At 70.6% G+C, this 17,241-nt stretch carries 18 protein-coding genes; 9 read left to right on the top strand and 9 right to left on the bottom strand.

All coding sequences use genetic code 11. The features are described 5' to 3' along the window. The first annotated feature begins 15 nt into the window (after positions 1-15). The gene (locus ACQPXM_RS38875; protein ID WP_432942984.1) at positions 16-891 is read left to right on the top strand and encodes a phosphoribosylaminoimidazolesuccinocarboxamide synthase; all 876 of its coding nucleotides are present in this window, start codon (positions 16-18) and stop codon (positions 889-891) included. A 3-nt stretch (positions 892-894) separates the two neighbouring features. Here ACQPXM_RS38875 and ACQPXM_RS38870 read toward each other — a convergent pair whose 3' ends face one another. Next, entirely contained in the window at positions 895-1,731 is an 837-nt protein-coding gene (locus tag ACQPXM_RS38870) for a helix-turn-helix transcriptional regulator (RefSeq protein WP_432942983.1), read from the bottom strand. Positions 1,732-1,887: 156 nt separating this feature from the next. Here ACQPXM_RS38870 and ACQPXM_RS38865 point away from each other — a divergent pair, with 156 nt between their 5' ends. Further along, complete coding sequence (locus tag ACQPXM_RS38865; RefSeq protein ID WP_432942982.1) at positions 1,888-3,456, top strand: tannase/feruloyl esterase family alpha/beta hydrolase; 1,569 nt, start codon at positions 1,888-1,890, stop codon at positions 3,454-3,456. 47 nt (positions 3,457-3,503) lie between these two features. Here the strand turns inward: ACQPXM_RS38865 and ACQPXM_RS38860 are convergent, their stop codons facing one another. The 5 genes from ACQPXM_RS38860 to ACQPXM_RS38840 form a co-directional block, all read right to left on the bottom strand. After that, positions 3,504-3,995 (bottom strand): hypothetical protein, encoded by a 492-nt coding sequence (locus tag ACQPXM_RS38860; protein ID WP_432942981.1) that lies wholly within the window; start codon positions 3,993-3,995, stop codon positions 3,504-3,506. 115 nt (positions 3,996-4,110) lie between these two features. Further along, a complete protein-coding gene (locus tag ACQPXM_RS38855; RefSeq protein ID WP_432942980.1) occupies positions 4,111-4,731 on the bottom strand; it encodes a CDP-alcohol phosphatidyltransferase family protein in 621 nt (206 codons plus the stop codon). Continuing rightward, the gene (locus ACQPXM_RS38850) at positions 4,731-6,065 is read right to left on the bottom strand and encodes an FtsX-like permease family protein (protein ID WP_432942979.1); all 1,335 of its coding nucleotides are present in this window, start codon (positions 6,063-6,065) and stop codon (positions 4,731-4,733) included. Before ACQPXM_RS38850 ends, ACQPXM_RS38855 begins: the two co-directional genes overlap by 1 nt. Further along, positions 6,062-6,745: an ABC transporter ATP-binding protein gene (locus ACQPXM_RS38845; RefSeq protein ID WP_432942978.1), complete on the bottom strand. Its 684-nt coding sequence runs from the start codon at positions 6,743-6,745 to the stop codon at positions 6,062-6,064. The genes ACQPXM_RS38850 and ACQPXM_RS38845 overlap by 4 nt, the downstream gene beginning before the upstream one ends. Further along, positions 6,745-7,266, bottom strand: coding sequence for a PadR family transcriptional regulator (locus ACQPXM_RS38840; protein ID WP_077018741.1), 522 nt, complete (start codon positions 7,264-7,266; stop codon positions 6,745-6,747). The genes ACQPXM_RS38845 and ACQPXM_RS38840 overlap by 1 nt, the downstream gene beginning before the upstream one ends. A gap of 138 nt (positions 7,267-7,404) precedes the next feature. On the opposite strand from ACQPXM_RS38840, the gene purS reads away from it, so the two are divergent. From purS to purL, 4 genes are read left to right on the top strand one after another with little or no spacing between them, the layout of a single operon-like run. Then, on the top strand, positions 7,405-7,656 hold the full coding sequence (gene purS / locus ACQPXM_RS38835) for a phosphoribosylformylglycinamidine synthase subunit PurS (RefSeq protein WP_344182620.1): 252 nt from the start codon (positions 7,405-7,407) through the stop codon (positions 7,654-7,656). Further along, positions 7,653-8,324, top strand: a complete 672-nt coding sequence (gene purQ / locus ACQPXM_RS38830) for a phosphoribosylformylglycinamidine synthase subunit PurQ (RefSeq protein WP_432942977.1) — start codon at positions 7,653-7,655, stop codon at positions 8,322-8,324. The genes purS and purQ overlap by 4 nt, the downstream gene beginning before the upstream one ends. Further along, positions 8,324-10,384 (top strand): hypothetical protein, encoded by a 2,061-nt coding sequence (locus ACQPXM_RS38825; RefSeq protein WP_432942976.1) that lies wholly within the window; start codon positions 8,324-8,326, stop codon positions 10,382-10,384. Before purQ ends, ACQPXM_RS38825 begins: the two co-directional genes overlap by 1 nt. A 4-nt stretch (positions 10,385-10,388) precedes the next feature. Then, positions 10,389-12,650 (top strand): phosphoribosylformylglycinamidine synthase subunit PurL, encoded by a 2,262-nt coding sequence (gene purL / locus ACQPXM_RS38820; RefSeq protein WP_432942975.1) that lies wholly within the window; start codon positions 10,389-10,391, stop codon positions 12,648-12,650. An 83-nt stretch (positions 12,651-12,733) separates the two neighbouring features. Here purL and ACQPXM_RS38815 read toward each other — a convergent pair whose 3' ends face one another. Next, the gene (locus tag ACQPXM_RS38815) at positions 12,734-13,459 is read right to left on the bottom strand and encodes an SDR family oxidoreductase (protein WP_432942974.1); all 726 of its coding nucleotides are present in this window, start codon (positions 13,457-13,459) and stop codon (positions 12,734-12,736) included. 83 nt (positions 13,460-13,542) lie between these two features. Between ACQPXM_RS38815 and ACQPXM_RS38810 the strand changes: the two genes are divergently transcribed. From ACQPXM_RS38810 to ACQPXM_RS38800, 3 genes are read left to right on the top strand one after another with little or no spacing between them, the layout of a single operon-like run. Beyond that, a complete protein-coding gene (locus ACQPXM_RS38810; RefSeq protein ID WP_432942973.1) occupies positions 13,543-14,415 on the top strand; it encodes a LysR family transcriptional regulator in 873 nt (290 codons plus the stop codon). Beyond that, positions 14,408-15,097 carry a tyrosine-protein phosphatase gene (locus tag ACQPXM_RS38805; protein ID WP_432942972.1) on the top strand — a complete coding sequence of 230 codons (690 nt, stop codon included), beginning with the start codon at positions 14,408-14,410 and terminating at the stop codon, positions 15,095-15,097. Before ACQPXM_RS38810 ends, ACQPXM_RS38805 begins: the two co-directional genes overlap by 8 nt. A 46-nt stretch (positions 15,098-15,143) precedes the next feature. Further along, entirely contained in the window at positions 15,144-15,662 is a 519-nt protein-coding gene (locus tag ACQPXM_RS38800) for a DUF1707 SHOCT-like domain-containing protein (protein WP_432942971.1), read from the top strand. Positions 15,663-15,691: 29 nt separating this feature from the next. Here the strand turns inward: ACQPXM_RS38800 and ACQPXM_RS38795 are convergent, their stop codons facing one another. After that, positions 15,692-16,552, bottom strand: a complete 861-nt coding sequence (locus ACQPXM_RS38795) for a hypothetical protein (protein ID WP_432942970.1) — start codon at positions 16,550-16,552, stop codon at positions 15,692-15,694. Beyond that, positions 16,539-17,105 carry an RNA polymerase sigma factor gene (locus ACQPXM_RS38790; RefSeq protein WP_432942969.1) on the bottom strand — a complete coding sequence of 189 codons (567 nt, stop codon included), beginning with the start codon at positions 17,103-17,105 and terminating at the stop codon, positions 16,539-16,541. Before ACQPXM_RS38790 ends, ACQPXM_RS38795 begins: the two co-directional genes overlap by 14 nt. Positions 17,106-17,241: the final 136 nt, after the last annotated feature.

Raw genomic sequence — 17,241 nt, 5'->3', positions numbered from 1 at the left:
TGGAAGAATCGGCCCGTGAGCACACTTCCGCAGGCGGTTGAGATTCCCGGGGCCAAGCACCTGCACTCGGGCAAGGTGCGGGACCTGTACGAGCTCGAGTCCGGTGACCTGCTGATGGTCGCCACCGACCGGATCAGCGCGTTCGACTGGATCCTCGAGACGCCGATCCCGGACAAGGGCAAGGTGCTCACCGCGATGAGCCTGTGGTGGTTCGAGCAGCTGGGCGTGCCGAACCACATCGTCTCGACCGACGTCCCGGCCGAGGTCGCCGGGCGCGCGGTGGTGTGCGAGAAGCTGGAGATGTTCCCGGTCGAGTGCGTCGCCCGTGGCTACCTGAGCGGCTCCGGACTGCTCGACTACAACGCGACCGGCGAGGTCTGCGGCATCCCGCTGCGTGCGGGACTGGTCGAGGGCTCGCGCCTCGACGAGCCGATCTTCACCCCCGCGGCCAAGGCCGCGTTCGGCGAGCACGACGAGAACGTCTCGTACGACGCGGTGGTGGCCACCGTGGGCGCCGAGACGGCCGCCCGGCTGCGCGACCTGACTCTCGAGATCTACGCCCGGGCGCACGCGATGGCCGAGCAGCGGGGCATCATCCTGGCCGACACCAAGTTCGAGTTCGGGGCCCGCCCTGACGGCACGATCGTGCTCGCCGACGAGGTGCTCACGCCCGACTCCAGCCGGTTCTGGCCGGCCGACCAGTGGTCGCCGGGCCGGCAGCAGCCGTCGTACGACAAGCAGCTGGTGCGGGACTGGCTGCAGTTCGAGTCGGGTTGGGACCGCAACTCCGGCGAGGCTCCGCCGCCGCTGTCCGACGAGGTGATCGAGCGCACCCGCGCGGCCTATGTCGACGCCTACGAACGCCTCACCGGCCGCACCTTCACCGCCTGAGCCTCAGATCAGCTCGTAGCGCACGGCCGAGAGGAACTCCAGCTTCTGCTCGCTCTCGCTGCCTCGGTCGGTGGTGTAGACGACCAGGTGCTGGGAGCGGTCGGGGCTGTAGAGCGTCTCGCGGTACAGGTGCACGTCGCCGACTTCGGCGTGGTTGACCAGCAGTGGTGCGGGATCGGTCTCGGTCACCGGGTGCTCGTGCCACAACGCCTCGAACTCGCGGCTGGTGTGCAGCAACGACCCGATCAAAGCGGCCAGCCGGGGTTCGGTCCTGTTCTGGGTGTGGGCGAGCAACAGGTGGGCGACGATCGTGCGCGAGTGCCGCGCGTGGTCCTCGACCGGGAACGGCGCGCGTTCGGCGGCCGGATCGGTGAACCACCGGTACGCCATCGCCCGCCGCAGCCCGGGGAACCGGGTCTGGTCGCCGAACAGCACGGTCGACAACCGGTTCTGCACGACCTTCTCGGTCAGCAGGTTGATCACCTCGGCCGGTGATCCGTCGAGCTGCTCGAAGACGCGCCGGACGCCGGGCGCGAGCCGGCTGTGGTCCTCGACCTCCAGCGGCTGGGCGTAGCCGGCGATCCGGAACAGGTGGTCGCGCTCGGCCTGTGACAGCCGCAGACCGGTCGCGATCGCGGCGAGCAGTTTCTCCGACGGGTGCGGTCCGCGCTGCTGCTCGATGCGGCAGTAGTAGTCGGTGGACATGCCGGCCAGGGTGGCGACCTCCTCGCGGCGCAGCCCGGTGGCGCGGCGCCGTCGCGACCGCGGCAGTCCGACGTCCTCGGGCTGCAGCGCCTGACGGCGAGCCCGGAGGAAGTCGGCGAGCACGGCCCGGTCCATCTCGATCCTTTCGGGTGCCACGGGGATGTCTGACGCAGAAGGTACTGACGATCAGAGTAACCCCTTAGTGTGGTGACGAGAAATCGGCGATGTGGTCCGGATCACGGGATCGATCGTCCCTGGTTCGCCGCCCGCGGTCTTGTTTCGATCGGAGGCATGAAACGACTTGTGATGATCCTGGCAGCGGTGGTCCCGCTGTCGGCGCTGGTGCCCGTCGCGGCCAGCTCGGCCACGCAGCCGGTCGCCCGGACCGCGCCGCAGGCCTGCTCCACCTTCTCGGTCCCGGCTCCGGCCGGCGCCCGCATCGAGTCCGTCGTGGCCACCGATCAGCCGGCCGGCGACGTGACCTTCCCGGCCGACCCGCCGTTCCCCGCGCCGCAGCCGGTGCCGGGGGTGCCGGCCCACTGCGACGTCACGGTGACGCTGACCCACGGCACCGACCACGTGAAGATCAAGGTCCTGCTGCCCACGCAGAACTGGAACCACCGGTTCCAGGCCGTCGGCGGTGGCGCGTACTACGCCGGCGACTTCACCACCAAGCTCTACGCGGGCGTGAAGAACGGCTACGCCGTCGCCACTACGGACGGCGGCCTCGGCCCGTCGCCGATCATCCCCAGCTGGGCGCTCACGTCGGCCGGCAGCGTCGACAAGACCCTGCTGACCAACTTCGCCTATCGCGCGCCGCACGAGCTGGCCCAGGTCGGCAAGGCCGTCACCCAGGCGTACTACGGCCGCGCGGCGGCGTACACCTACTGGAACGGCTGCTCGACCGGCGGCCGCCAGGGCTACTCCGAGGCGCAGCGGTACCCCGGCGACTTCGACGGCATCCTCGCGGAGTCCCCGGCGATCAACTGGGACCGGTGGTCGGTCGCCGCGGCCTGGCCCGCGGTCGTGATGAACGCCGAGAAGACGTACCCGACCAGCTGTGAGCTGGCGGCGTTCAACACCGCCGCGGTCGCCGCGTGCGACACCGATGACGGCGTCCGCGACGGTGTCATCGACGAGCCCGGCAAGTGCGACTTCGCGCCGGAGTCGCTGGTCGGCCAGACCGTGCTGTGCGAGGGTGAGCCGGTCACGATCTCGGCCGCCGACGCCCGCGTGGTCCGGCGGATCTGGGACGGCCCGCGCGGTCTCTGGTACGGGCTGAACCGGGGCGCGCCGTTCGGCGGTCTGGTCTCGGCCGACGCCGCCGGCGGCTCGACCGGTGCGCCGTTCATCGTGGCGGACAGCTGGATCAAGTTCTGGCTGCAGCAGAACCCGCAGTACGACGCGAAGACGATCGGGTACGCCGAGTTCGTGCGGCTGTTCCTGCAGTCGCGGGTCCAGTACAACCACGTGATCGGCACCGACAACCCCGACCTGTCGGCGTTCAAGCGAGCCGGCGGCAAGTTGCTCAGCTGGCACGGCGGCAACGACGAGCTGGTCTTCCAGCAGGGCACGGTCGACTACCGCAAGCGGGTCGAGCGCACGGTCGGCGGCGACGTGAACAGCTTCTACCGGCTGTTCCTCGCGCCGGGTGCGCAGCACTGCGGCGGTGGCGTCGGGCCGGCGCCGACCGATCCGCTGGCCGCGCTGGTCAGCTGGGTCGAGCAGGGCAAGGCGCCGAAGACGTTGCCTGCGGCAACCGCTGACGGCGCGACGCGCAACCTCTGCGCCTACCCGCTGACCGCCCACTACACCGGCCAGGGCGACCCGAAGCAGGCAGTCAACTTCGTCTGCCGCTGATCCTGCCGGCGGCCCGTCCGCCGCGGTCCCTCCGTTGGCTCTCGGCGTCAGAACAGACCGACGCCGAGAGCCAGCGTCACGAAGCGCGCCAGCCGCCCGGCCAGCACGGACAGGCTGAACGTCACCACGCCCATCCGGCTGGCGCCCGCGATCAGCGCCACGCCGTACAGCGGGGGAACCCCGACCGATGCGCTGAGCAACGTCACCGGGATGCCCCAGCGCCGGTCGCTCAGCGCGTCCAGCAGCCGCTTGCTCAGATCGCGGTTCCACTGCACGAACCGTCCCCAGCGGCTGTCCAGGTCGACCGCCTTGGGTTCCTTCGTCCCCTTCTTCGCGGTGTAGCCCGGCCGGTACCGCACGGCCAGGAACATCGCCACCTTGCCGATCGTCTGCCCGACCGAGACCCCGACCGCCGCGACCACCGGGTCGAGCGCGCCGGAGACGCCGACCCCCAGCACGTACGCCTCGGCGTTCAGCACCGGTACGACGGCCGACCCGATTCCGAAGCCGACCGCCAGCACCAACTGCCACACCCACATGCCACCGAGGCTAGACGCTGCCACCAGACCGGTCACGGTCGTCAGCACCACCCCAGGGACGAACCAGGGACCCACCCCTCCGGGGTCCTGGCGCCCTTGACACCGTGCGCAGGGGTCACAGGCCCACCGCCGGTACGGCGGGACGACGGCCGCGCAGGATCGCGACCAGCCGGGTGAGCGAGGCGACCTTGACCACGGCAGCCGCACAGGCGACGACGTACGGGAACCAGGGCAGGTGCAGCTGGTGCCCGACGATCAGCGAGATCACGACCGCGCCGGTGTTGACCGCCTTGGCCGGCCGCGACCAGTTCCACAGGTAGATCAGCTGGTCGACCTTGTAGAAGTAGTTCGGGCTGATCGTCTCCTTCCAGAGCAGGAACGACAGCGACAGCATCGTGTCCAGCACCCCGAACTGGACCAGGTAGATCGCCAGCGGCCCGATCGTCTCGGGGTACGTCGCCATGAACGCCGCCGCCAGCAGGAACGAGCAGGCCCGGTCGCAGACGATGTCGAACACCGCGCCGGCGACGGTCTCCTCGTCGCGGATCCGGGCCACCGCGCCGTCGAGGGAGTCGCCGAACCAGTAGACGACGTAGCCGACGATCAGCAGTCTGAGATCGCCGGTGGCGAAGGCGAAGGTCGCGACCAGCATCGACACCACGGTCCGGACCAGCGTGATCCGGTTGGGGATCCCGAGCAGGTGCGCCGGGGAGATGGCGACTTGCAGGGTACTCATCAGGCAGCCCTCAGATTCTCGGGATCGAGTGCGTCCCGTAGCTGGTAACGCAGCAGGTAGCCGGCCAGCGCCGCCCCGGCCGAGGCCACGGCCCAGCCGAGCACGAGCAGCACCAGTGCGGCGTACAGGGTGTTGATGGGGTCGTCCTCCTCGTTGAAGCCACCGACCAGCCGGGCCAGACCCATGCAGACTCCGACGACCAGTCCGACACACAGTGTGGGGCCGGCGGTGATCAGCAACTGGCGGCGGATCACGCGGCGGAGCAGGCCGGCGTCGACCCCGAGCGCGGTGAGCGAGGCGAACTGCCGTCGCTGGTCGACCAGTTGGTCAGCCACGCCGACGGTGAACGAGGCCAGCGAGATGACGGCGATCAGCAGGATGCCGATCATGCTCAGGGCGAAGCCGGTGAGGTAGAACTCGCGGTCGCTCCAGCCCGGCCGGTCGGTGGTGACGCCGATCGCGGAGGCGACCAAGGCGCCGATCACGAAGCCGCAGCAGAACAGCAGTGACCCCATCCGGGCCGTGGCCCTGGCGTCCGCGACCAACCGGGCACCGGTCAGGAGACTGACCGGGTCGTCCGAGCGCATCAGTCGCTGCCCGGCCCGCCGGCCCAGCCACGGCAGGCTGTTCCACCACACCGTCCCCAGGCCGAGGATGGTCGCCGCGGATCCCACGTAGCCGAACAGTGGGGCCGACGCGAGACCCGCCAGCAGCAGCACCACTCCCACGACGACGCGCAGCCGGGCGGGCACGACCACGGGTCGCTCGGTGGCGCTCGGCAGATCCCGGTGCAGCAGGTAGCCGATGGCGGCGCCGCCCAGCGTGAGCAGGCCGATGATCACGAACCACACCAGCACGTCCCAGACGCTCAGGCCCGGGAACAGCCTGGCCATCCGAGGCAGCTGGGCGAAGACGGCTGTGAGCATCACGTAGAGCGGTCCGGCCAGCAGCCCACCGGCCAGCCCGACCAGACTGGCATCAGCGACCGACAGGCGGCGTACTTGGCGCTCGGACGCCCCGGCGAGGCGGAGTGCGGCCAGGCGGCGCTCGCGGGCGGCGGTGCCGATCCGCAGTGCCTGGAACGCCAGACCGCCGGAGAGCAACGCCAGGATGACCAGGATGGCGGCCAGCCCGGAGCGCAGGCCGGTCTCGGCGATGTAGTTGCTGTAGATGCTGTTGTCGAGGTCCCCAGGCCCGATCCGCACGACCCCCACGGCGTTGATCACCAGCGCCCCGCTGAACGCCAGCGCTGCCGTGGCCAGCCTGACCCGGCTGCGGTCGGCCGGCGTACGGGTTCTGGCCAGGTGGAGGGTGGTGCTCAGCGGGAGGCTCATCGCAGCGTCACCTCGTGCTGGATCCTGCCGTCGCGGAGCCGGATCTCGCGGTCCGCGCTGGCGGCGAGCAGGTTGTCGTGGGTGACCATCACCAACGCTGCGCCGCGCTCCCGCGTCGACTGCAGTAGCACCTTGAGCAGCTCCTGTCCGGCCTGGCTGTCGACGCTGCCGGTCGGCTCGTCCGCCAGTACGACGGACGGATCGGTGATCAGTGCCCGGGCGATAGCGGCCCGCTGGGTCTGCCCCCCGGACAGCTGAGCCGGTACGGCGTCCGCGTGGTCAGCGATGCCGACCCGGTCGAGCCACTGGACAGCGGCGGCCCGGGCGGGTTCGCGCCTGGCGCCATCGAGCAGCAGGGGCAGCGCCACGTTGTCGGCGAGCGAGAGGTCGGGCACCAGTTGGCCGAACTGCAGCACGATGCCGATCCGCGTACGGCGCAGTGCCGAGCGGTCCTGCTCGGCCAGCGCGAACAGGTCCTGCCCAGTGACCCGGACCGTCCCGGCGTCGGGCTTGAGGATGCCGGCCGCGCAGTGCAGCAGGGTCGACTTCCCGCACCCGCTCGCGCCGGTCACCGCGACGACCTCGCCCGGTGCGACCACGACGGTCACTCCGCGCAGTGCGACGTTACGGCGGTAGGCGTACTCGAGACCGGTGAGTTCCAGGGCCGGCGTGAGCGTCATCAGCTGGACTCCTTGTCGTCGGTGAGGCGGTCCAGCGCGAGGTCGAGCCAGCGCAGGTCGGCGTCGAGATGTGTGACGAGGTAGGACCGGACCAGGTTCGTCGTCGGGTCGCCGGAGGCCGGCGGCAGCTCCTGCAGTTCGCGGATCCGGCGCAGGTGGCCGGCCCGTTGCCGGGCCAGGAACGAGGTCGCGTCACCGCCGGTACGCAGCGCGGTGACCAACTTGCGGATCATCTCGTCGGCCGTGCCCCAGGCGGGCGGGACCGGATCGGCGAGCCAGTCGTCGAGGTGCTTGCGGCCCTTCTCGGTGATCGCGTAGACGGTCCGGTCCGGGCCGCCGCCCGAGGTTTTCTCGGTCACCTCGACCAGACCGTCGCGCTCCAGCCGGGCCAGCGTCGTGTAGACCTGCCCGAACGCCAGCGGCCGTCCGTCCGGGAACCACGCGTCGTGGCCCCGCTTGACGTCGTACCCGTGCGCCGGAGCGCGGGACAGCAGGCCCAGAACCAGCTCCGCGGTCGCCATGCCGACGACTATACACTCAATGTATGTACTGAGTGAATAGCTGCTCGACCAGCGGGCTGTGGACCGCCGATGCGGGGACGCTGGGCCCAAGTCGGTAGGATTCGCCTCGTCACCCCGGATCGAAACCAGGAGTAGTCAGTGGCTCGCGTTGTCGTCGACGTCATGCTCAAGCCCGAGATCCTCGACCCGCAGGGCAAGGCGGTGCACGGCGCGTTCGGCCGGCTCGGCTTCGACGGCGTGGCCGACGTCCGTCAGGGCAAGCGCTTCGAGATCACCCTCGAGGGCGAGGCGACCGAGGAGCGGGTCGCCGAGATCCGCAAGGCCGCGGACACCCTGCTGGCCAACCCGGTGATCGAGGACTACACCCTGCACGTCGAGGGCGATCGATGAAGATCGGGGTCGTCACCTTCCCGGGCTCGCTCGACGACGTCGACGCCCGGCGTGCGGCCGCGGTGGCCGGCGCCGAGGCGGTCGCGCTGTGGCACGGCGACGCCGACCTGCACGGTGTCGACGCGGTGGTGCTGCCCGGCGGCTTCTCCTACGGCGACTACCTGCGTGCCGGTGCGATCTCCCGGTTCGCGCCGGTGATGGAGACGATCATCAAGAAGGCCGGCGAGGGCCTGCCGGTGCTCGGCATCTGCAACGGCTTCCAGGTGCTCTGCGAGGCGCACCTGCTGCCCGGCGCCCTGATCAAGAACAACGTGCGCAAGTTCGTCTGCAAGGACCAGCCGCTGCGGATCGAGAACAACCGCACCGCCTGGACCAGCGACTACGACGCGAACCACGAGATCACGATCGTGCTGAAGAACCAGGACGGCTCGTACGTCGCCGACGAGACGACGCTGGACCGGCTCGAGGGCGAGGGCCGCGTGGTCGCCCGCTACCTCGGCCAGAACCCGAACGGCTCGTACCGCGACATCGCCGGGATCAGCAACGAGCGCGGCAACGTGGTCGGCCTGATGCCGCACCCCGAGCACTGCGTAGAGACCCTGACCGGCCCGAGCACGGACGGCCTGGGCTTCTTCACCTCGGTGCTGAAAGCCGTCGTCGCCTCCTGATGAAGCTGTCGGGGGTGCGGTCGTTCCTGGTCCGCACCCTTCTCCTCACCGCGGCCGTCCTGCTGGCCGGCACCGGTACGTCGTACGCCCAGTCGGCGGCCGATCGCGACCTGCTCGCGCAGGTGGTTGTGATCGGAGTGCCGGGGCTGGACTGGTTCGACGTGCAGAACTCGCCGGAGCTGACCGCGCTGGTGGGTGAGGCGAACGTCGGGTCGATCACCGTGAAGACGGCCGGCCCGCACACCTGCCCGATCGACGGCTGGCTCACGGTCGGAGCCGGCACCCGCGCGTGGGGCAGTGTGCCCGACGAGGCCTGCGGCGAGCTGCCCGCGGTCGTCGACGGCAAAGTCCAGAACTGGCAGACGTACGTCGACCGGCAGGCCGAGCACCACACCGGCGCACCGATCGGCCGGCTCGGCCAGGCCGGCTACCCGATCTGCGGCTTCGGTCCCGGGGCCGCGATCGCCCTGGCCCGCACCGACGGCACGGTCACCACCTGGCGTCCCACCTTCGATCCCGCCGCGCTCAGCGGCTGCTCGGACGCGATCGTCGACGCCGGGGCGATGCCGATCCGCGAAGGCCGGGCCGAAGCGCGCCAGAAGGTCGCCGAACTGGTCACCCAGGCGAAGGCGGCCGGCGCTTGGGTCGTGCTCGCCGGGATCAGCCAGGAAGTGGAGTGGGCCCACCAGCAACCTCTTGTGGCCCTCCAGCTCCCGCCCGACGGCGAGCCCCGCTGGCTGACCAGCGACTCCACTCGCCGCCCGGCACTGATCCAGCTCACCGACCTCACCGCCACCATCCTGCGCGGCCGCGAGGCGGCGAACGTCGATCCGGCCGGCGAGCAGAAGGCCGGACCGCTCGACGGCACCCCGATCACCGTCACCGGCGACGTGCACACCGATCCGGCCGCGGTGATCGACGACCGGATGGACGCCAACGAGCGGTTCGACCAGCCGCGCCCGATGCTGGTCGCCGTCTCGCTGACGATCCTCGCGGCCGAGCTGATCGCGCTCGGCTGGTTCCTGAAAACCCGCAGCCGGCGCTCCCGCAGTGCGTTCACCTTCACGCTGCTCACCCAGGGCGGCTTCTTCATCGCCGTCTTCCTGTCGACCGCGACCGTCTGGTGGCGCTGGCCGTCGCCGGGCCTGTCGCTGTTCTTCGTCGTACTGGCGATCAGCGCGTTGTTCGCCGGGCTGAGCAAGCTGTTGCTCGGCCGATACGCGTACGTCGGGATCGCGCTCTCGGCGTACCTGATCCTGCTGGTGGACGGGGTCCTCGGGACGCCGCTGCAGTTCGGCAGCATGTTCGCGGACGGGCCGGTGATCGGCGGCCGGTTCTACGGCTTCGGCAACTCGACCTTCGCGACCCTGGCCGTCGCGGCGCTGGTCGTGGCCGGCGTGGCCGCGCAGAAGCTGATCGACCGCAGCCGGGTCCAGGCGGCGTTCGCCGTGCTGGCGATCGGCGGCGCCGCGATCGTGGTCGACGGCCGTCCGGGCTGGGGCACCGACTTCGGCGGCATCATCGCGCTGACGCCGGCCGTCCTGCTGATGGCCTGGCTGACCTGGCGTGGCGGGATCTCGCTGCGCGCCCTGATCGGCATCGGCGTCGCCGGGGTGCTCGCGGTGTCCGCGGTCGCCTACCTGGACTACCTGCGGCCCGAGGACCAGCGCAGCCACTTCGGCACGTTCGTGGCCCGGCTGCTCGACGGCGACGTGGCCGACGTGCTGATCCGCAAGCTGGAGATGGCCGTGCAGTTCTTCTCCGGACCGGCCGGCTGGGCGATGCTGGTCGCGGTGATCCTCGCGATGCTCGCCACCGTGCTGCCCGACCGGGTGCCGTCGGCGGCGTACCGGGAGTTCTTCGTCAGCCGGCCGATGGTCCGGCCCACACTGCTCGCACTGTCGACCTGCGGTCTGGTCGGCATGCTGCTCAACGACGCGGGCGTCGCGCTGCCCGCGATCATGACCGGCTTCGCCGTCCCGCTGCTGGTGGCCCATCTCGTGGCCTCGCCCCGGCCAGCTACCGTTTCTCCCGAGTCCCATCTAGTTCAGGAGCACTGAAATCGTGTCGACCGACACCGTGAGCAACGCCTCCAGTACGCCGGACGTCGAGCAGCCGTGGGCGGAGCTCGGCCTCAAGCCGGACGAGTACCAGCGGATCCGGGACATCCTCGACCGGCGGCCGACCAGCTGCGAGCTGGCCATGTACTCGGTGATGTGGAGCGAGCACTGCTCGTACAAGTCGTCCAAGGTGCACCTGAAGAAGTTCGGGGACATCCCGCAGGAGACCCCGGCGGGCAAGATGCTGGCCGGCATCGGCGAGAACGCCGGCGTGATCGACATCGGTGAGGGCTACGCGGTCACCTTCAAGGTCGAGTCGCACAACCACCCGTCGTACGTCGAGCCGTACCAGGGCGCGGCGACCGGGGTCGGCGGCATCGTGCGCGACATCCTGGCGATGGGCGCCCGGCCGGTCGCGGTGATGGACCCGCTGCGCTTCGGCCCGCTGGACGCGCCGGACACCAAGCGCGTGCTGCCGGGCATCGTGTCCGGCGTCGGCGGCTACGGCAACAGTCTCGGCCTGCCGAACATCGGCGGCGAGGTCGTGTTCGACTCGACGTACCTGGGCAACCCGCTGGTCAACGCGCTGTGCGTCGGCGTGATGAAGCACGAGGACCTGCACCTGGCCAACGCGACCGGTATCGGCAACCAGATCATCCTGTACGGCGCCAAGACCGGCGGCGACGGGATCGGCGGCGTCTCGGTGCTCGCGTCGGAGACCTTCGCCGAGGGTGGCCCGACCAAGCGCCCGGCGGTCCAGGTCGGCGACCCGTTCATGGAGAAGCTGCTGATCGAGTGCACGCTCGAGCTGTTCGCGGCCCGGCTGGTCGAGGGCATCCAGGACCTGGGCGGCGCGGGCCTGTCGTGTGCGACCTCGGAGCTGGCCAGCGCGGGCGACGGCGGCATGTACGTCTCGCTCGACAAGGTGCCGCTGCGGGACGCCTCGCTCGCTCCGGAGGAGATCCTGATGAGCGAGTCGCAGGAGCGGATGATGGCGGTCGTCACGCCGGACAACGTCGAGGCGTTCCTGAAGATCTGCGCGAAGTGGGACGTCCAGGCCGACGTGATCGGTGAGGTGACCGACACCGGCCGGCTGCAGATCGACTGGCACGGCGAGCGTGTCGTCGACGTCCCGCCGCGCACCGTCGCGCACGAGGGCCCGGTCTACGAGCGCCCGTACGCGCGGCCGTCCTGGCAGGACGAGCTGCAGGCCGACGGCGCCGAGAAGTTGCCGCGGGCAACCACCGGTGAGGAGCTGCGGGACACGCTGCTGAAGCTGATCGCCTCGCCGAACCTGTGCGACAAGTCGTGGGTCACCGACCAGTACGACCGGTACGTGCTCGGCAACTCGGTGCTCGCGCAGCCCGAGGACAGCGGCATGATCCGGGTCGACGAGACCAGCGGGCTGGGCGTCGCGGTCTCCACCGACTGCAACGGCCGCTTCGCCAAGCTCGACCCGTACACCGGCGCCAAGCTGGCGCTGGCCGAGTCGTACCGCAACGTCGCCACCACCGGCGCCCGGCCGGCCGCGGTCACCGACTGCCTGAACTTCGGTTCGCCCGAGGACCCGGCGGTGATGTGGCAGTTCTCCGAGGCGATCCGCGGACTGGTCGACGGCTGCATCGAGCTGGGCATCCCGGTGACCGGTGGCAACGTGTCGTTCTACAACCAGACCGGCGAGACCCCGATCCTGCCGACGCCGGTGGTCGGCGTGCTGGGTGTCATCGACGACGTCACCCGGCGTACGCCGATCGGCTTCACCGCCGAGATGGAGGGCCACCAGCTCTACCTGCTCGGCGAGACCGACGAGGAGCTGTCCGGCTCCGAGTGGGCGCACGTCGTGCACGGCCACCTGGGTGGTCGCCCGCCGGCGGTCGACCTGGCCGCCGAGCAGCAGCTGGCCGACATCCTGATCAACGCTTCCCGCGACGGCCTGATCGACGCGGCCCACGACGTCAGCGACGGCGGCGTCGCCCAGACGCTCGTCGAGTCCGCCCTCCGCGGCGGCGTCGGCGCCCGGGTCTGGGCTCCGGACGGCCTCGACCCGTTCCTGTTCCTGTTCGCCGAGTCGGCCGGCCGCGCGGTCGTCGCTGTGCCGCGCACCGAAGAGGTCCGCTTCACCGACATGTGCACCGCGCGCCGCTTCCCGCACGCCAAGATCGGCGTGATCACCGGCGACACGCTGGACGTGCAGGACCAGTTCGAGATCCCGCTGACCGAGCTGCACGCCACCTGGAGCGCGACGCTCCCGGCCGCTCTGGGCTGATCGGCCTCTGACAACAGCGAGCTTGGGCCCTGGCCGGCGTCGGCCAGGGCCCGACTTCGTCAGGGCCCACTGCGGTCAGCGCCTCACCAGGCGACGACGCCCTCGTCGTCGAAGAAGCCGCCGCGAGGGCCGTCGTCCGGCAGCATGGCCAGCCGGATCGCGATCGCGGCGCCCTGCTCGGGGGTGCGGGAGCCGCTGAAGCCGGTGAAGTCGGTGGCGACGTAGCCGGGACACGCGGCGTTCACGATGACGTTCGTGTCGGCGAGCCGGCGGGCGTACTGGACGGTGATGCTGTTGAGCATCGACTTCGACGGTGCGTAGGCGGCCATCACCGGACCGGTCTGCAGGGTCAGCGAGCCCATGTTGCTCGACATGTTGACGATGCGCGGCGAGGTCGCGCGGCGCAGCAACGGCAGCATCGCGTTCGTCACCCGGACGACCCCGAACACGTTCGTGTCCAGCACGGTGCGCACGACGTCGAGGTCGAGCGTCGTGGGGTCCTGAACGTTGCCGTCGGTCCGGCCGGAGATCCCGGCGTTGTTGACCAGTACGTCGAGCCGGCCCGCCGCCTGCTCGATCGTGGCGGCCGCCGCGGCGACACTGTCGTCGGACGTGACGTCGAGCGTGACCGCGAACGCGTCGACGCCCGTGGCCCGCAGCCGCTCGACCGCCTCCTCGCCCCTGGCCTTGTCCCGCGCGCCCGCCGCGACCGTGAAGCCGCTCGCTCCCAGTCCTTGGGCGATGGCGAAACCGATTCCCTTGTTGGCGCCGGTGACCAGCGCGATCTTCGTGTCGTTCACGCGCTCCATGCTCGGCGCGGCCGGCGCTCGCTGTCCAAGACCGCTTCGGCACTTGCTGATGCCGCTCAGGTATCAGCAAGTACTCTGCGCTCGTGGACGATCTCGAGACCCGCGAGCTTCGCTACTTCGTTGCCGTCGCCAAGGAACTGCACTTCGGCCGCGCCGCCGACCGGCTCGGGATCGCCCAGCCGGCGCTGTCCCGGGCGATCCGCCAGTTGGAGCACCGGCTCGGCGTCCAGTTGCTCATCCGCGACCGGCGGGGCGCAGCGCTCACAGACGCCGGACGGGTGTTGCTGCGCGAAGCCGGCACGGCCCTCGACGCGGTCGCGGCCGCCGCGCGCCGTACGCGGCGAGCGGGTGACGAGAAGCGGCCGTTGATGCTGGTCACGAAGGCCGGAGCGTCCCACGAGCTGCTGCAACGGCTCCTCGTCGCGCAGGCGAGCGAACCCGAGGCGGTGCCGGTCGAAGTCGTCCTGTGCGAGGTCGGCGAGCAGGCGCGGTTCCTGCGCGACGGACGCGCCGACGTGGCGATCATGCACCGGCCGTACGACGATCTCGCCGGCTTCGACACCGAGGACCTGTACGTCGAAGGGCAGGTCGCGCTGCTTCCCGCCGGGCATCCGCTCGCGTCACGGGATCAGCTGACGCTCGCCGAGGTCCGCGACGTACCGGGCCTGCCGATCGCTCGCTGGCCCCAGCTCGACGGGACCTACCCGGACGGGCCCGGTCCCGAGGTGCACACCCAGTCCCAGCTCGCTCAGCTCGTCGCGCTCGGCAAGACGCTGCTCGTCATCCCCGCGTCCAGCCGTGCTTGGCAGTGGCCCGACCACGTCGCCGTACCCGTCGTGGACGCACCGGAGGTCACCACGGTGATCGCCTGGCCGCCGAGCAGTCGCTCACCTGCGCTCGCGTCCCTCGTCCGGTCAGCCAAGGACCTTCGTCTGCTTGGGTGGGTGCATGCGTGAGCTCAAGTGGGACGGAGTCGTCAATGCCCGCGATCTCGGTGGACTGCCGGCATCCGGTGGCACGATCCAGTACGGGCGGGTCTACCGGTCGGCTCACCCCGACGCCCTGACCGAGCAGGGCCGGGAGGCCTTGGCGGAGGCGGGAGTCAAGACCGTCGTCGACCTGCGCAACGCCGATGAGCGCCTCGGCATGCAGATGATCGACGGCGTGACGGTCCACCACCAACCGGTCGAGGACCAGAGCGATGCGGCGTTCATGGCCGAGTGGGGTGAGCGGCTGAACAGTCCGGCGTACTACAGCGCCGTACTGCATCGCTGGCCTGGGCAGATCACCGGCGTGTTCGCCCGGATCGCCGATGCCCCGGCGGGCGGCGTACTCGTCCACTGCCGAGCAGGCTGCGACCGCACCGGCATGATCGTCGCGATGCTGCTCACCCTCGCCGGTACGCCGGTAGCCGACATCCTCGACGACTACGAGCTGGCTGTCCGCACCTACGCCGAACACGGCGACGACCAGGCCCCGGCGGACCAGACCCTCGACCAGCACTGTGCTCAGGCCTGCGCCGAGCTGGTGGGATTTCTCGGCTCGGTGGACGTGGCCGGATTCCTCACCGCCAGCGGGCTGAGCTTCGAACAGCTGGACCGGCTGAGACAGCGATTGGTCGCGGCAGACTTCGCGTGACCAGGGGTCTGGCACACTCGAAGGACGCTAGTGGGGAGTGTGTCGGATGGCTGACAAAGAGTGGGAGCGGCGGCCTGATCTGCGCTCGGGCCGGGCTGGTCAGCTGGGGAATCTGGCGGGAATGGCTGCCGCCGCCGGGCAGGAGGCCCGGGAGGTGGCGGCTCGGCGGCGGATGGCCTCGGTGCGGTTGACCGACGAGGAGCGCCGGGTCTGTTTCGACGAGCTGGCCGAGCAGTTCGCGATCGGCCGGCTGGACGAGCAGGAACTGCATCGGCGGGTGGATCTGGTGCAGGAAGCGGTGACGCACGGGGATCTGCTGGTGCCGTTCGCGGGGTTGCCGGCGCCGGGCTTCTACGCGCCGCCACCGAAGACGCCGGGGCGCTGGCGGTGGGCGGCGTTCGTGGGAGCGGTGTGGCTGGCGCTGCCGTTTTTCCTGACCGGCTTGGTGTTCCTGGTGTTCGGGAGGGAGATCGCGGCGGCGATCTTCGGGTTGCCGGCGATCTTCTGGGTGCTGGCGACCTGGCGCTGGGCGTCGGCGCCGAAACGCAACGCCCGCCGACGCTGAGCTGGTCCGTCGGCGGGCAGGCCCCGGGGTTACTTGTCGGGAGTCGCTCCCACGAAGAACACAACCTCCCCAGGGGCGAACGGCGTGGCGTCGTGCACGTACCAACTGCCGGGCACCGAGTCGTGACCCTGCAGGTTCGGGCCGGGCCCGGAGTTGTAGCCGACGACCTTCAGGCCGCGCGCCTGAAGCTGCGGGAGGACCTCCGCCACCGGCCGGTTCCTGAACGTCATTCCGGCCATCGGTTCGCCCGCGTCGCCGGCTGAGGAGGAGGTGTGCTGATACATCTCCCCGGGCTTCGCCGCCCGGCCGAACTGGATCTCGGCCCAGCCCTTCATGTCCTTCGGGACCTCGACGCCCTCCTGGCAACCGGGGTCGGCGGCGTTCAGGGTGCCGTTGCACTTCTCGCCCGGGTCGAGCAGCCGCAGCGTGGTTCTCTGATCGGGCACCGAGTAGCCGGCGAACTTGCCGACCCACGGGGGACTGACCGGGACGGCTTCCACCTTCACCTTCAGGCCCATCGCCTTGAACTCCGCGTTGTACCGCGCGGGGTCCGCGGCCGGGTCGACGATCCGGACGATCACGGAGTTGCCGGTGTCGGTGAACGACAGCGCCTGCGGTTGATCCTGCCCAGGACTCCGGACGACGGTCGCCGCGACGACGCCGAGGATCAGCAGGCTGAACGCACCGGCCAGCGCGAGCCGCGGCCGGGCCGGGCGGCTCGATCGGCTGCGGACCGGCGTACCGGCGGGCGCCGGCGTACTGGCTGGGTCCGGCGCGAGTGAGGTCGCGACGATGTCGTCGGACAGGCGGCTCCAGGTGGCGGCGCCGACGCCGGTGGTGGTGCTGGGCTTCAGGGCGCGGGTGGCCGCGTCGATGTCAGACGTCTTCATGGGAAACCTCTCCTCTCACCGCGGCCGGCGGGCGGGTGGTGAGCAGCTTGGCGAATCGTTTGCGGGCCCGGTGCAGGCGAATCCGTACGGCGTTGCGGGAGCAGCCGAGCACGGTCGCGATCTGGGCGGTGTCCAGGTCTTCCCAGGCGACCAGCGTCAGCAGTTCGCGGTCTTGCTCGGGCAGGGCCCGGAAGGCTCGCGCGGTGGCCGAGTCGCCGTCGACCGGCTCCGGGCTGGGCGTCGAGGTCTCCACCAGTTCGTCGCGGAGCCGGTCGGCCAGCGCGTTGCGCCGTCCCTCACCCCGCCGGTGGTTGGCCAGCACGCGCCGCGCGACGCCGTACAGCCAGGGTTTGGTCTGATCCCCGCCGGGAACCTCGTCGAGCCGCCGCCACACCACCACGAACGTGTCGGCGAGCAAATCGGCAGCGTCGTGACTGGAACCGGTACGCCGCAGCAGGTAGCCGAGCACCGCCTCCCGATGGGTGCCGAACACCTGCTCGAACCGTTCCCGGCGCCCGTGCCCCGGCGGGTCGTGCACAGCTGCCTCGCTCACTGGCCCGGGGCGGGGCCTGATCGGTGTCTGCGTCATACCTGGTACATGTCCGCCACCCTGCTCGACCATTTCACCGCACCGGAGTGTCAGTCCGTGATGACGAGGTCACTGTCAGCAGCCGGGTGGGCCGCAGAGG

Source organism: Kribbella sp. CA-253562 (assembly GCF_050942265.1).
Classification (GTDB): Bacteria; Actinomycetota; Actinomycetes; order Propionibacteriales; family Kribbellaceae; genus Kribbella.
This window is presented reverse-complemented; position numbering and strand designations above follow the sequence as displayed.